General features: G+C 63.3%; 13 protein-coding genes. 10 read left to right on the top strand and 3 right to left on the bottom strand.

Going from position 1 to position 13,236, the window contains the following annotated elements; genetic code table 11:
• Nucleotides 1–29 precede the first annotated feature (29 nt).
• Nucleotides 30–956 carry a FecR domain-containing protein gene (locus JBO08_RS22325; protein WP_065910653.1) on the top strand — a complete coding sequence of 309 codons (927 nt, stop codon included), beginning with the start codon at nucleotides 30–32 and terminating at the stop codon, nucleotides 954–956.
• Here JBO08_RS22325 and JBO08_RS22320 read toward each other — a convergent pair.
• Together JBO08_RS22320 and gspH are read right to left on the bottom strand one after the other, a co-directional pair.
• Nucleotides 953–1,573: a type II secretion system protein GspJ gene (locus JBO08_RS22320; RefSeq protein WP_065876200.1), complete on the bottom strand. Its 621-nt coding sequence runs from the start codon at nucleotides 1,571–1,573 to the stop codon at nucleotides 953–955. The two genes, JBO08_RS22325 and JBO08_RS22320, sit on opposite strands and share 4 nt — an antisense overlap.
• Nucleotides 1,570–2,022: a type II secretion system minor pseudopilin GspH gene (gene gspH, locus JBO08_RS22315; RefSeq protein WP_049708808.1), complete on the bottom strand. Its 453-nt coding sequence runs from the start codon at nucleotides 2,020–2,022 to the stop codon at nucleotides 1,570–1,572. The genes JBO08_RS22320 and gspH overlap by 4 nt, the downstream gene beginning before the upstream one ends.
• A gap of 93 nt (nucleotides 2,023–2,115) precedes the next feature.
• On the opposite strand from gspH, the gene JBO08_RS22310 reads away from it, so the two are divergent.
• A complete protein-coding gene (locus JBO08_RS22310; RefSeq protein WP_065881392.1) occupies nucleotides 2,116–2,547 on the top strand; it encodes a type II secretion system protein N in 432 nt (143 codons plus the stop codon).
• On the opposite strand, the gene gspI is transcribed toward JBO08_RS22310, so the two are convergent.
• Nucleotides 2,534–2,899: a type II secretion system minor pseudopilin GspI gene (gspI, locus tag JBO08_RS22305; protein WP_065876199.1), complete on the bottom strand. Its 366-nt coding sequence runs from the start codon at nucleotides 2,897–2,899 to the stop codon at nucleotides 2,534–2,536. The two genes, JBO08_RS22310 and gspI, sit on opposite strands and share 14 nt — an antisense overlap.
• 148 nt (nucleotides 2,900–3,047) lie before the next feature.
• Between gspI and gspG the strand changes: the two genes are divergently transcribed.
• The 8 genes from gspG (at nucleotide 3,048) to JBO08_RS22265 (ending at nucleotide 13,153) form a co-directional block, all read left to right on the top strand.
• A complete protein-coding gene (gene gspG / locus JBO08_RS22300) occupies nucleotides 3,048–3,497 on the top strand; it encodes a type II secretion system major pseudopilin GspG (protein ID WP_049708805.1) in 450 nt (149 codons plus the stop codon).
• An 8-nt stretch (nucleotides 3,498–3,505) separates the two neighbouring features.
• Nucleotides 3,506–4,375, top strand: coding sequence for a type II secretion system minor pseudopilin GspK (gene gspK / locus JBO08_RS22295; RefSeq protein ID WP_186753029.1), 870 nt, complete (start codon nucleotides 3,506–3,508; stop codon nucleotides 4,373–4,375).
• Entirely contained in the window at nucleotides 4,372–5,430 is a 1,059-nt protein-coding gene (gene gspL / locus JBO08_RS22290) for a type II secretion system protein GspL (protein WP_065876198.1), read from the top strand. Before gspK ends, gspL begins: the two co-directional genes overlap by 4 nt.
• On the top strand, nucleotides 5,423–5,935 hold the full coding sequence (gene gspM, locus JBO08_RS22285) for a type II secretion system protein GspM (RefSeq protein ID WP_049708802.1): 513 nt from the start codon (nucleotides 5,423–5,425) through the stop codon (nucleotides 5,933–5,935). The genes gspL and gspM overlap by 8 nt, the downstream gene beginning before the upstream one ends.
• Nucleotides 5,932–8,232: a type II secretion system secretin GspD gene (gene gspD / locus JBO08_RS22280; protein ID WP_065946286.1), complete on the top strand. Its 2,301-nt coding sequence runs from the start codon at nucleotides 5,932–5,934 to the stop codon at nucleotides 8,230–8,232. The genes gspM and gspD overlap by 4 nt, the downstream gene beginning before the upstream one ends.
• Before the next feature lie 727 nt (nucleotides 8,233–8,959).
• Nucleotides 8,960–10,378: a type II secretion system ATPase GspE gene (gene gspE, locus JBO08_RS22275; protein ID WP_065946287.1), complete on the top strand. Its 1,419-nt coding sequence runs from the start codon at nucleotides 8,960–8,962 to the stop codon at nucleotides 10,376–10,378.
• Entirely contained in the window at nucleotides 10,378–11,589 is a 1,212-nt protein-coding gene (gene gspF, locus JBO08_RS22270) for a type II secretion system inner membrane protein GspF (RefSeq protein WP_012723647.1), read from the top strand. Before gspE ends, gspF begins: the two co-directional genes overlap by 1 nt.
• A 379-nt stretch (nucleotides 11,590–11,968) precedes the next feature.
• Entirely contained in the window at nucleotides 11,969–13,153 is a 1,185-nt protein-coding gene (locus JBO08_RS22265; protein ID WP_065876194.1) for a substrate-binding domain-containing protein, read from the top strand.
• The last annotated feature ends 83 nt before the right edge of the window (nucleotides 13,154–13,236 follow it).

The following is a 13,236-nucleotide window of genomic DNA, read 5'->3' as shown; positions in this document are numbered from 1 at the left end:
CCCTGATAAATCCGTGAGTACGTGCGCGCTTGAATATTTTTAGCCTCTCCACCGCCCGGCAATCCGCCGCCAGCCCCCTGCACGATGAAGCCCGCGACTGGCTGCTCCTGCTGACCTCGGGCCGCGCCACCGTGGCCGACGCCAAGGCCCTGCAGGCCTGGTGCGCGCAGAGCACGGAACATGCCCAAGCGTTCGAACAGGCCAAGGCGTTATGGCGCGACTTGGCCCCGGCCCTTGAACAGGTGTCGCAACCGCGCAGCTTTGGCCGTCGTGCCTTCCTGGGCGGTGCGATTGCTGCCTCGGCGGCCGTGGTGATGGTCCGTGCCGGCGTACCGGGCGGTTTCGCCGGACTCACGGCGGACTACCGCACCGAAGTCGGCGAGCAGCGCCAGGTGATGTTGAGCGAAGGAATAAGCCTGGAACTCAATACCCAGACGCGCATCAGCCGAGTGGGGCAGGGCATTGAATTGCTTGAGGGTGAAGTCGAGGTGCTCGCCCACATTGCGCAGCCGCTCAAGGTCCAGGCCGGCGAAGGCTGGGTCAGTGCGGCGCAGGCCCGCTTCAATGTGCGCAACACCGACCACAACGTGTGCGTGACCTGTATCGAGGGCTCGCTCATGGTGGACATCGCCGGGCGCAGCGTGCGCCTGGACGGTGGCCGGCAACTGACCTATGGCAACGTCGGGGTCAGCGAAGTGACCACGGTAGACACCCAGGCGGTGGTTGCCTGGCGTGAACAGGTCCTGGTGTTCAACAACGCCACGCTGGCGACGGTGGTGGATGAGATCAACCGCTATCGACCGGGGATGCTGGTGTTGCTGAACAGAGAACTCGGCCAACGCCGGGTGCAGGCGCGGTTCAGCTTGCAGCAGTTGGCAGGGGTGGCGTTGTTGATTCGCGATGCGTATGGGGCCAAATGTACGGAATTGCCGGGTGGAGTGGTGTTGTTGAGTTAGTTCAACGACCTCAACGGCCCCACCACCTGGCGATATTTTTCCACGCCTAGCGGCGTCTGCCGCACCAGGCTGATTTCCAGCCCCAGCGGGTCCTCGCGGCGATTACCACTCAACTGCCGCCATCCCTTATCCGCCTCCCACACCCGCACCTGCAAATCGCTCACGCCGGTCAACACCACCACGCCATCCTTCGCTGCCGGCAGCGGATAGCGGTCCCGCGCGGGCGCCGCTGCCCGATACAACGAGTCGCCTTTGAGCCACCAGCGAACCCGTTGCAGCCCGTCACCTGCCACCGGGGCGCTGCGGATCACGTCCAGGCGAAAGCCCTTGCTGTCGGAACTGCGCACCGTCACCGCAGCCAGCCCCTCTGTTTTAGCCGCCCCATCTTCCGGCGCGCTGGGGACGGCGAGTTCAACACTGGCCCGCAAGCTGATATCCCGCTGCATCTGATTCAACGCTCTCAGCAGCACCTCTGTTTGCTCGGTGCTCGCCTGCAAATGCTGATCAGCGCGGGTCACGCTGTCGAGGCCGCGCCAGGCGATCACGCTGACCAACGCCATCAGCATGATCGCCACCATCACTTCGATCAGGGTGAAGCCTTGCTGGGCGTTGTTCATGGCTGGTTCACCACGCGCATCAAGCCGGCGGCGTCGCGTTGCAGGCTGAGGCTGTGTTGCCCATCGGACAGCACCACCCGCAGCGGTGGGTTGATCCATTCGGCATTCAGCACCAGGGTTTGCCGGGGTTCGATGTTGATTTGCATTGGCGTGCTTTCCCATAGCCGTGGGCGCAGTTGGTCGTCGTTTTTAAACGTCTCGATACCTGTCCCATCATCCCTTTGACGATTGAAGCGAAAGCCCTTGGCATCGGCCCGCCAGGTGATGGGGCGGCCGTCGGCGTGGGCTTCGGCCTGGGCGACTTGCAGCAGTTGGCTCAGGCGCTCGGCGTCTTTGCGCAGCAGGTGCAGTGGGTCGGGTTTGATCGTGAGGCTGATGGCGGCGCTGGCGATGCCGATGATCACCAGCACGACCATCAGTTCGATCAGGGTGAAGCCTTGCTGTTTCATCGCGCGCTTCCTGGAAAACTGGGGAGTGTGTGAAATAAAAGCGTGCGAATTGACCTGTAGGCTGGTGCGACGGACAAACAGGAGGTCCACCCCATGGCATTTGCCCATCGTTTCACCCTGGCCCATGGCGTGCAGGCGCTGGGTGTGTTGGCCGCACTGGCTGGCCTGGCGGTCTGGACGCCGCTGCTGCTCACCAGTGCCGAATCCCATACGCCCCAAGCCACGCCCCAGGCATTGGCGGCGCTCAGCGATAACCCGGCGCTGCAATGGTTTTCCAATGCGCCGACGGCGCTGCAGGTGAAGGTCACCGGCGTGCTGGCAGGTGCTCGTGGTGCGGTGGCCATCCTCAGTCTGAATGACGGCCCGCCGCGCAGTTTTCTGCTGGGTGAGCGCCTCAGCCCCGGCGTGCGGCTGACGGCCATCGAAGGCGATGGTGTGGAGATAGAACGCGGTGGCGAGAAACTGCGCGTCAACCTCGACAAGCTGCCGCAGGGGCCCGCGTTGCCCATGCTCACTCGGCCATGACCTGGGTGTCCAGGCGGGCCAGTGGCGGCGCTTCGCGGCTGGCGTCGAGCACCTGCAGGTTGACCTGAAACAGGCGCCCATCGGCGTTGATGGTCTGCTCGCAACGCAGTTTCAAGCGGCCCTGGTCGCACTCGAAGTTTTTCTTGCCGCTGCGCAGGTGCCCCTCCAGGCGCAACTCCGCCAGGCGACTTTGCGCCGCCAGCAACGCGATCGACTTGTCGCGCAACAAGCCGTTGCTCTGGGTCATCAGCCCGGCCACGCGCACGGCGGCGGCCATGGCCACGGCGATGATTGCCAGCGCCACCAGCACCTCGATCAGGGTAAAACCTTGCTCCTTGCGTCGGCCGTACATGGCGCTCTCAAAGCCGGGAAACAGGCCCGCAGACTAGCGCCGGCAGTTGACCGATTGGCGACCGAACCTCCCGAGGATTTTCAATACGACTGACATGTGTTCTTGCAACACTGCGCCACGAATTGCACTCAAGCCAAGGAATGTCGAGATGGATATCGCGCGCCTAACGTCCCCATTGCCAGGCCCTCGCGGGCAGCGTGGCTTCACGTTGATCGAGATCATGGTGGTGGTGGTCATCCTCGGGATCCTGGCCGCGATGGTGGTGCCCAAGGTCCTCGATCGGCCGGACCAGGCACGGGCCACCGCAGCGAAGCAGGACATCGGCGGGTTGATGCAGGCGTTGAAACTCTATCGCCTGGACCACGGCACTTATCCGAGCATGAACCAGGGTTTGAAAGTACTGGTGGAACGCCCGGCGGATGCGAAGAACAACAACTGGCGCGCCTACCTGGAACGCCTGCCCAATGACCCTTGGGGCCACCCTTATCACTACCTCAACCCGGGCGCCAATGGCGAGGTCGACGTGTTCTCCCTTGGCGCCGACGGCCAGCCGGATGGTGACGGCGTGAATGCCGATATCGGCTCCTGGCAGTTGTAAGGCGCGCCATGAAACGGTATTCGCCCCCAGCGGCGAAGCAGCGCGGCATGGCGATTATCAGCGCGTTGCTGATCGCCGCGGTGGTGGCGGTACTGGCCGGCGCCATGCTCACGCGCCAGACCGTGTTCACCCGCAGCCTGGAAGCCGAGCAGTTGCGCATCCAGGGCCAATGGCTGTTGCAAGGTGGCCTTGAGCGCAGCCGGCAGATGCTCTGGGACGCGCGCCAAAAAGACGTGCTCACCCGCCTCGATCAACCCTGGGCCCGTGCCCAAGGTGGCGTGTTTGAGGGGCGGATTGTGGACGAGCAGGGCAAGTTCAACCTGCGTAACCTGGTCAATCGCCAGCAGGTGGACACCGAGCAGTTGCAGAGCTTCGAGCGGCTGTGTCGCCTGATCGGCGTCGACCCGGCGGTGAGTCGGCGTATCAGCCAGCGAGTGATCGCCTCTTATGTCCCCCCCGCCAAATACCCGATGCTGCGCAGCCTGGATGACTTGAGCGGGATCGAAGGTCTCGACCCTATCGTGTTGCAGCGCATGCAGGCGTATATCAGCGTGTTGCCGGGCCCTACCTGGGTCAACGGCAATACCGCCAGCGCCGAAGTGCTCAGCGCGGTGGTGCCACAGCTCAGCGTGTCCCAGGCCCATGGGCTGGTGGCCGAGCGTGACGGTGGGCACTGGTTTATCAACCGCGGGGATTTCGTCAACCGCTTGCGGCTGCCCCACATCGAGGTGGACTCGGTGCAAGTGGGCATTACCAGTGAGTGGTTCCGCTTGCAGGGGCAGGCTCGCCGTGAGCAGCGGCGGGTGACGATTGATGCGTTGTTGCATCGCCCCGAAGACCGCGAGCCACGGGTGATCTGGTCGCGGGTGGGTGTATGAAACGCTTGCGCATTGGCTTGCCGCCGCTGGATCAGCTGACCCTTGAGAGCCAGGTAAAATTTGCCTGGCTGGACCGTGGCGTGGTCATTGAAGAGGGCTACGCAAGCCTGGCGCAGTTGGGCAAGGCCCGCCAGGCCGTGGAGTGTTTCCTGCACCCGCGCGACAGCTTGCTCACCAGCCTGGAGCTGCCACCGTTGCCGGCCGCGAAAACGGCGGCCGCCGTAGCCTGCGCCGCGCAGGCGTTGATCCTGGGCCCGGTGGAACAGATGCAGGTGGCCCACGGCCCGCGTGAAAGCGATGGGCGCGTGCAGGTGGCTTGGGTGCCCAAGGCTGCTTTGGAGCGGTTGGCGCAGGTGCCACTCAAGCTGCGCGGCGTGTACCCGGCGCCCTATGCCTTGCCGGTGGGCACTGCGGCGCTGGACGAAGGTTATCTGTTGACGCGTGACAGCCTGCAACAAGGCGCGGTGCACCCGTTGGGCTTGCAGGCGCTGGGCGTGCAGCGGGTGGATGCGCAGCAACGTTGGAGTGGGCCAGTGCCCACATGGGGGTTGCACGGTCGCCTGCGCCAACCCTCGACTGCCGGATGGGGCAGGGCGCTGGCGTGTGTGGCGCTGGCGACGGCCATCTGGACCGTTGGGCTCAACCTGTACGCCGCGCGCCAAGTGGATGAAGGTCAGCGACTCAAGGCCTTGATGAGCCAGCAGGTGCGCCAGGCGTTTCCCGAATTGCCGGTGGTGCTCAACCCCTTGCAACAGGCCCGTCAGCAATTGGCTGCGCGACAGACCGGCGCGGCCGCAGACCCAGGGCAACGCTTCACCAGCCTCCTGCAACTGGCGGGCAGCAGCCTGCCGTTCATGGTCGGCAGCGTCGACAACCTGACCTTTGAACAAGGCCGCTTGCACGTGGAATTACTCGCCGACAGTCGTAACCCGACGGCTGAGGGTGAATGGCAGGCCGCGTTGGCCCAGGCCGGCTTTACGGCCACCCGCGATGACCATGCCTGGACCATTGGCCCGGCGCCGGCAGCGGAAAAGCCAGGGGCCAGCGATGAATAAAGTGCAGCGACTGCGCAGCCAGGCCCAGGTGTTCTGGCGCGGCCTGGCCCTGCGCGAAAAACGCATGCTCGGCGGCGCCGGCCTGGTCCTGGCGAGCCTGCTGACCTGGCTGGTGCTGGTGCAGCCCGCGTTGAAGAAGATCGACTACTGGCAGGCCGAAACCCCCAAGTTACGTGCCCAGGCCGCCGCTTTGCAGGTGTTGTTGCAGGATGTCGCTGCGCCTCGCCAGGGCGATGAAACTGCGTTGCGCCAAGCCCTCGATGGCGCCGGCCTGCAAGGCCATTACCAGTTGCAGGCGCTGGAACCCGGCGGCTGGCGCCTGACCTTCGACAACGCCCCGGCCGATGCGGTGGTGGGGTGGCTGCTGGGCAATGCCCGCGCGTTTTCTCTGGAGGTGTCCGAGGCGCGTTTGCAGCGCACCCTCGACACCGTCGATAACTCGGCCGGCACTGTGTCCGGGACCGTTCGCATGGATCAGGCGCTTGGCGCTAAGGAAGCTTCATGAAGTGGTCAGTCCCCCCTTTTCGCATGGTCGCGCCGCTGCTGGTGCTGGCCCTGAGTGCGTGCAGCAGTCAGTCAACCACGCCATTGCTGGTGGACAGTGAACTTGGCCAACCCTTGGCCGACACCCGCCGCAGCGGTGAGACGGTGTTGGATCGCCAGCGTGAACCCGCATCCCAACCGCCCGTCCAGCACCGGGTTACCAACAGCGCCCGCAGCCACGCCCCGGCGGTGGTCAAGGCCCGCAACCCACTGGGCGACCAGCCGGTGCAGCTCAATTTTGTCGACGCCGATATCCAGGCGGTAGTGCGCGCGCTGTCCCGCGCCACCGGCCAGCAGTTCCTGGTCGACCCACGTGTAAAGGGCAACCTCACCCTGGTCAGCGAAGGCCAGGTGCCGGCGCATCAGGCCTACGACATGCTATTGGCGGCGCTGCGCATGCAGGGCTTCAGCGTGGTCGATGTGGGCGGCGTCGCCCAAGTGGTGCCCGAGGCCGATGCCAAGTTACTCGGCGGGCCGATCTACACGGCCGGCAGCAGCGGCATGCAAACCCGCACCTTCCGTCTGCAATATGAAAACGCGGTGAACCTGATCCCTGTGCTGCGCCCCATCGTGTCGCCGAACAACCCGATCAATGCTTACCCGGGCAACAACAGCATCGTCATCACCGACTACGCGGAAAACCTCGCGCGTGTCGCGCAGATCATCAACGGCATCGACACCCCCAGCGCCATCGACACCGACGTGGTGAAGGTACAGAACGGCATTGCCGTGGACATCGCCGCCATGGTCGCCGAGCTGCTGGAAACCCAGGGCGCCGACCAGACCCAGAAGATCAACGTGATCGGTGACCCGCGCTCCAACTCGATCATCATCCGCTCCGGCAGCCCGGAGCGTACCGAGCTGGCGCGCAACCTGATCTACAAACTCGACAATGCACAAAGTAACCCCAGCAACATGCACGTGGTGTACCTGCGCAACGCCCAGGCGGGCAAGCTGGCGCAGTCGCTGCGCGGGTTGCTCACCGGTGAAAGCGACTCCGGCGTCAGTGACGATGCCCGTGGCAAGCTCAGCGCCATGGGCGGCAATGGCAAGAACACCGAAGGTGCGAGTAACGCGCAAAACAGCAGCGGCACACCCACTGGCAGTGGTGTGCAGTCGGGCTACGGCCAAACGGCCGGTTCGACCAGCAGCACCGCTAATGGCGGCATCTCCGGCGATGCAGACAGCGCGTTCAGCGCCGGCGGCGTGACCATCCAGGCGGACGCCACCACCAACACCTTGCTGATCTCCGCGCCGGACCCGCTGTACCGCAACCTGCGCGAAGTGATCGACATGCTCGACCAGCGCCGCGCCCAGGTGGTGATCGAAAGCCTGATCGTGGAAGTGAACGAGGACGACGCCACTGAGTTTGGCGTGCAATGGCAGGCCGGTAACCTGGCGGGCAAGGGCGCTTTTGGTGGCGTGAATCTCGGCGGCAGCGGCGTGATTGGCACGCCCACCAGCCCGACCAGTATTGATGTGCTGCCCAAAGGCCTGAATATCGGGTTGGTCAACGGCACCGTGGATATTCCCGGCATTGGCAAGGTGCTCGACCTCAAGGTGTTGGCCCGCGCATTGAAGAGCAAGGGCGGCACCAATGTGCTGTCCACGCCGAACCTGCTGACCCTGGATAACGAAGCCGCGAGCATTTTTGTGGGCCAGACCATTCCGTTTGTCACCGGCAGTTATGTGACCGGGGGTGGGGGCACCAGCAACAACCCGTTCCAAACCGTGCAGCGTGAAGAGGTGGGGCTCAAGTTGAATGTACGGCCGCAGATTTCCGAGGGCGGCACGGTGAAGCTGGATATTTACCAGGAAGTCAGCACCGTGGATGAGCGGGCTTCGGGGACGGCGGGTACGGTGACCAATAAGCGTGCGATCGATACCAGCATTTTGTTGGATGACGGGCAGATCATGGTGCTCGGCGGGTTGCTGCAGGATGGGTATAGCCAGAGTAACGACGCGGTGCCGTGGTTGTCGGATATTCCGGGGTTGGGGGCGTTGTTTCGCAATGAGAAACGCAGTGTGAACAAGACCAACCTGATGGTGTTTTTGCGGCCTTACATTATTCGGGACAGTGGGGCGGGGCGCAGTATTACGTTGAACCGGTATGAGTTTATGCGCCGGGCGCAGGGGGGGTTGCAGCCGGAGCATAGTTGGGCGATGCCGGATGTGCAGGCGCCGCAGTTGCCTTCGGTGGAGAAGGCGATTCCTGGGCAGCAGGGGCCTCGGGCGGTGATTCGGGCGGTGCCTAAGTGAGTGTACATATCCGTTGCTGCGGTCACGGCCGTTTAGGGTTCCGCTCTTACAGCGGGTCACTTTTGGCAAACGCCCCAAAAGTAACCAAAAGGTCTTCGCCCCACCACTCGGCACCTCGCCTAGGCTCGGTGTGCCCTCACTCCGGCTTTGGAGCGTGGGCCGCCGCGATGGGCCATCCTTGGCCCAGCGCGGCTAACCCGGCGTCCTGCCGGGTTACCCACGCTCCAAAGCCTGCGTTCGGCCAGCGTGGTTTTACGGGGCGCCTAAGATCAAAATCAAGAGCAAAAGCAGAGCGCGGCGGCCTTAGAACCGACCGGGTTTTTGAGGCCGATCTCGGTCACCTGTGGGAGCTGGCTTGCCTGCGAAGGCATCAACTGGATATGCCTGATTCACCTGGGCGTCCGCATCGCAGCAATGCGGCGATCCGACAAGCCAGCTCCCACAGAAAAGCAACCTACGGTGCACAAAAAACTGCCTTTGCTCCACACCACTCAAGCCGGCTGTCAGGCCGCTGTGCTTTCGCTTTTGATCTTGATTTTGATCTTAGGCGCCCCCCAAATCCCTGTCGGATTACGGGCACACCGAGCCTAGGCGAGGTGCCGAGTGTTGGGGCAAGAGCCCTTTGCTTACTTTGGGGCTTTTCCAAAGTGAGCCGCCGTAAGGGCGGAACCATAATCAGCCGTTACCGCAGCAACGGATATGTACACCTTCAAAAAGGGCCAACCCCATGAGCCTTCTGCCCTACGCCTGGGCCAAATCCCAACGCATCCTCCTGCGCCCCGGCGAGCAAGGCATGCTACTGACGGTGTGCCCCTCGACCCCAGGCTGGTCCATCAGCGAAGTCCACCGCCAGTTCGGCCAGGCCCACCTCGAACAGGTGCGCGACGACGAACTCGACGGCCTGCTCACCAGCGCCTACGCCGACACCGGCAGCGCCGCCGCTGTAGTGGGCGCCGCCGAAAACGAGGTCGACCTCGACCGTCTGATGCAAGACATGCCCGAAATCACCGACCTGCTCGACACCCAGGACGGCGCGCCGGTGATTCGCATGATCAACGCCTTGCTCACCCAGGCCGCGCGCGACGAGGCCAGTGATATTCATATCGAACCTTATGAGACCCATTCCGTGGTGCGCTACCGCGTCGATGGCACCCTGCGTGACGTAGTGTCGCCGCGCAAGGCGTTGCATGGCGCGCTGGTGTCGCGCATCAAGATCATGGCCCAGCTCGATATCGCCGAGAAACGCCTGCCCCAGGATGGCCGCATCGCGCTGCGTGTGGCGGGGCGGCCGATTGATATTCGGGTGTCCACGGTGCCCACCGGGCATGGCGAGCGGGTGGTGATGCGGCTGTTGGACAAGCAGGCCGGGCGTTTGCAGTTGGAAACCCTGGGCATGGAGCCACAATTGCTCGCCCGCCTGGACACGTTGATCCGTCAGCCCCATGGCATTGTGCTGGTCACCGGGCCCACCGGCAGCGGCAAGACCACCAGCCTGTACGCCGCGCTGGCGCGGCTGGATGCGAGCACCAGCAATATCCTCACCGTGGAGGATCCGGTGGAATATGACCTGCCGGGCATCAGCCAGATCCAGGTCAACGCCAAGATCGACATGACCTTTGGCCTGGCCTTGCGCGCGATTCTGCGTCAGGACCCGGACATCATCATGATCGGCGAAATCCGTGACCTGGAAACCGCACAAATCGCCGTGCAGGCTTCGCTTACCGGCCACTTGGTGCTCGCCACCTTGCACACCAACGACGCGGTGTCGGCGGTCAATCGTTTGATCGATATGGGGGTTGAACCGTTCCTGTTGGCGTCGTCGTTGCTCGGCGTGTTGGCCCAGCGCCTGGTGCGGCGCCTGTGCCCGCATTGCAAGCAGGAAGACTTTGCCGCGCCCGGCATGTGGCGCCCGGTGGGCTGCGCGCAGTGCAACCAGATCGGCTACAGCGGCCGCACCGGTATCCATGAATTGTTTTGCGTCGATGACGACGTGCGCAGCCTGATCCACCAGGGCGCCAACGAACAGGACCTGCGCCTGGCCGCGCGCCGTGCCGGGATGTTCAGCATGCGTGAAGACGGCGAACGCTGGGTGCGCAGCGGCGCCACCGCGCCCGAAGAAATCCTGCGCGTGACACGGGACGCCTGATGAATCGCTATCGCTACGAGGCTGCCGATGCCAGCGGCAAAGTCGAGGCCGGGCATGTGGAGGCCGACAGCCAGAGCGCGGCCTTTGCCAGTTTGCGCAGCCGGGGTTTGACCGCGTTGCTGGTGCAGATCGAAGGCGGCCAGCCCGCGGCGGCGGGCAGCAGCCTGTTCACTGCCAAACTCTCAGACAATGATTTGGCCTGGGCCACGCGGCAACTGGCTAGCCTGCTGGGCGCCAGCCTGCCGTTGGAGGCGGCGTTGAGCGCCACGGTGGAGCAGGCCGAGAAAAAACACATCGCCCAGACCCTCGCCGGCGTGCGCGCCGATGTGCGTGGCGGCATGCGCCTGGCGGAGGCGTTGGCGGCGCGGCCACGGGATTTTCCGTCGATTTACCGCGCGCTGATCGCGGCGGGGGAGGAGTCCGGCGACCTGGCCCAGGTGATGGAGCGCCTGGCTGATTACATCGAGGAGCGCAACAACCTGCGCGGCAAGATCCTCACTGCGTTCATCTACCCTGGCGTGGTGGGGTTGGTGTCCATAGGCATCGTGATTTTTTTGCTGAGCTACGTGGTGCCCCAGGTGGTCAGTGCGTTTTCCCAGGCGCGCCAGGACTTGCCGGGGCTGACCCTGGCGATGCTCAACGCCAGTGACTTTATCCGTGCCTGGGGTTGGCTGTGTTTCGCCGGGATCGTCGGCGGTTTCTGGAGTTGGCGCCTGTATTTGCGCAACCCGGTGGCGCGTTTGAATTGGCATAGCCGCGTCTTGCGCCTGCCGCTGATCGGGCGCTTTGTACTGGGCCTGAACACCGCGCGGTTTGCCTCGACCCTGGCGATTCTTGGCGGTGCCGGCGTGCCGTTGCTAAGGGCCTTGGAGGCGGCGCGGCAGACCCTGTCCAATGACCGCCTGAGCCAGTGCGTCAACGACGCCACCGCCAAAGTGCGCGAAGGCGTCAACCTGGCCCCGGCGCTGGCGGTGGAAAAGGTGTTCCCGCCGGTGCTGATCCACCTGATCGCCAGCGGCGAAAAAACCGGCTCGCTGCCGCCGATGCTCGAGCGCGCGGCGCAGACCCTGTCGCGGGATATCGAACGCCGCGCCATGGGCATGACCGCGTTGCTGGAACCGCTGATGATCGTGGTGATGGGCGCCGTGGTACTGGTGATCGTCATGGCGGTGCTGTTGCCGATCATCGAGATCAACCAGTTGGTCACCTGACTGACGAAACCCACATTTGAACTGCGCCCATTCAGTTGGTTTGCCGACATCCTGGCCGCCACGCCCAACCTCGGGTTCCTCATTCCGTCACATCCCACCCCCCTCGACACACGCCACACCGCCTCCAGCAACCCCGCACTGAAACCTCGCTGTCACCTGCCCCGAAACCGCTCAAAACCATGACCAAAACACCCGAGAATCTTTTTAAAATCAAGGCGTTCCTCCCGAGGTTTTTTCCCATAACCGTCATCGGAAACTGCGACTTTCTCTCCATGGTTTTCACCCCTGGCCACCCCCGCAACATGGCTTGGGACCGAAGCCATGGCGTCATGCAAGAGCCATCTACCCAACGTACAAACACGACGAAAGGAGCTTCTTCATGTTTAAGCGCAACGTTCTCGCGGTATCCATGACCCTCGCTTCACTGTGCTCGGCACAGGCTGCATTCGCTGACGTAAACGGCGGCGGTGCAACCCTGCCACAACCGCTGTACCAGACTGCCGGCGTACTCACTACCGGTTTCGCCCCTTACATCGGCGTGGGCAGCGGCAAAGGTAAACTGGCGTTCCTGAACAACGACTACAGCCAGTTCGGCACTGGCACCAAGAACGTGCACTGGGCTGGCAGCGACTCGAAGCTGAGCTCGTCTGAACTGTCGACCTACGCTTCCGCCAAACAACCTGCCTGGGGCAAGCTGATCCAGGTGCCTTCAGTCGCTACTTCGGTTGCCATTCCGTTCAACAAGGCTGGCGATGCAAACGTTGACCTGAGCGTTCAAGAGCTGTGCGGCGTGTTCTCCGGCCGTATCGTCGATTGGAGCGAAATCTCTGGCGCCGACCGTACCGGCCCGATCACTGTGGTTTACCGCACTGACAGCAGCGGCACTACCGAGCTGTTCACCCGTTTCCTCAACGCCAAGTGCACCGAAAACGGCGAGTTCGCTATCACCACTTCGTTCGGTTCCAGCTTCGCCGGTGGTCTGCCTGCAGGTGCTGTACCGGCCACTGGCAGCCAAGGTGTGATGACTGCCCTGGCAGCTGGCGACGGCCGCATCACTTACATGAGCCCTGACTTCGCTGCTTCCACCCTGGAAGGTCTGGACGACGCTACCAAGGTTGCGCGTGTAGGTAAGAATGAAGAGACCGGTGCTGAAGGTAAGTCGCCAGCTCCGGGCAACGTTTCCGCTGCTATCGGCCAGGTACCGGTTCCTGCAGCCACCCCTGCCAGCATCCGCGCCAACCAGGACAACTGGGTACCTGTATTCGGCAAGAATGGTGTAGCCGGTGTTCAACCTTACCCAACCTCGGGCTACCCAATCCTCGGCTTCACCAACCTGATCTTCAGCCAGTGCTATATCAACGCTGACCAGACCAACCAAGTACGTGGTTTCTTCACCAAGCACTTCGGCGCAACTGCCAACAACGACGCCGCCATTTCGGCCAACCGTTTCGTGCCACTGCCAACTAGCTGGAAAACTGCCATCACCGAAACGTTCGTGACTTCCGGCAGCGATCTGAGCATCGGCAAAACCAACATTTGTAACGGCAAAGGTCGTCCGCTGTAACCCAGGCTTTCAACGACCCGCAACACCTGATCAGCAACGGCCTGTGCCGTTGCTGATTTTTTTTGCGTACCAGCCCCATGTGA

This window comes from Pseudomonas sp. LAP_36, assembly GCF_019456785.1.
In the GTDB taxonomy this organism is placed as follows: Bacteria; Pseudomonadota; Gammaproteobacteria; order Pseudomonadales; family Pseudomonadaceae; genus Aquipseudomonas; species Aquipseudomonas tritici.
The sequence above is the reverse complement of the archived record's forward strand: the minus strand, read 5'-3'. Positions and strand labels throughout refer to the sequence as shown.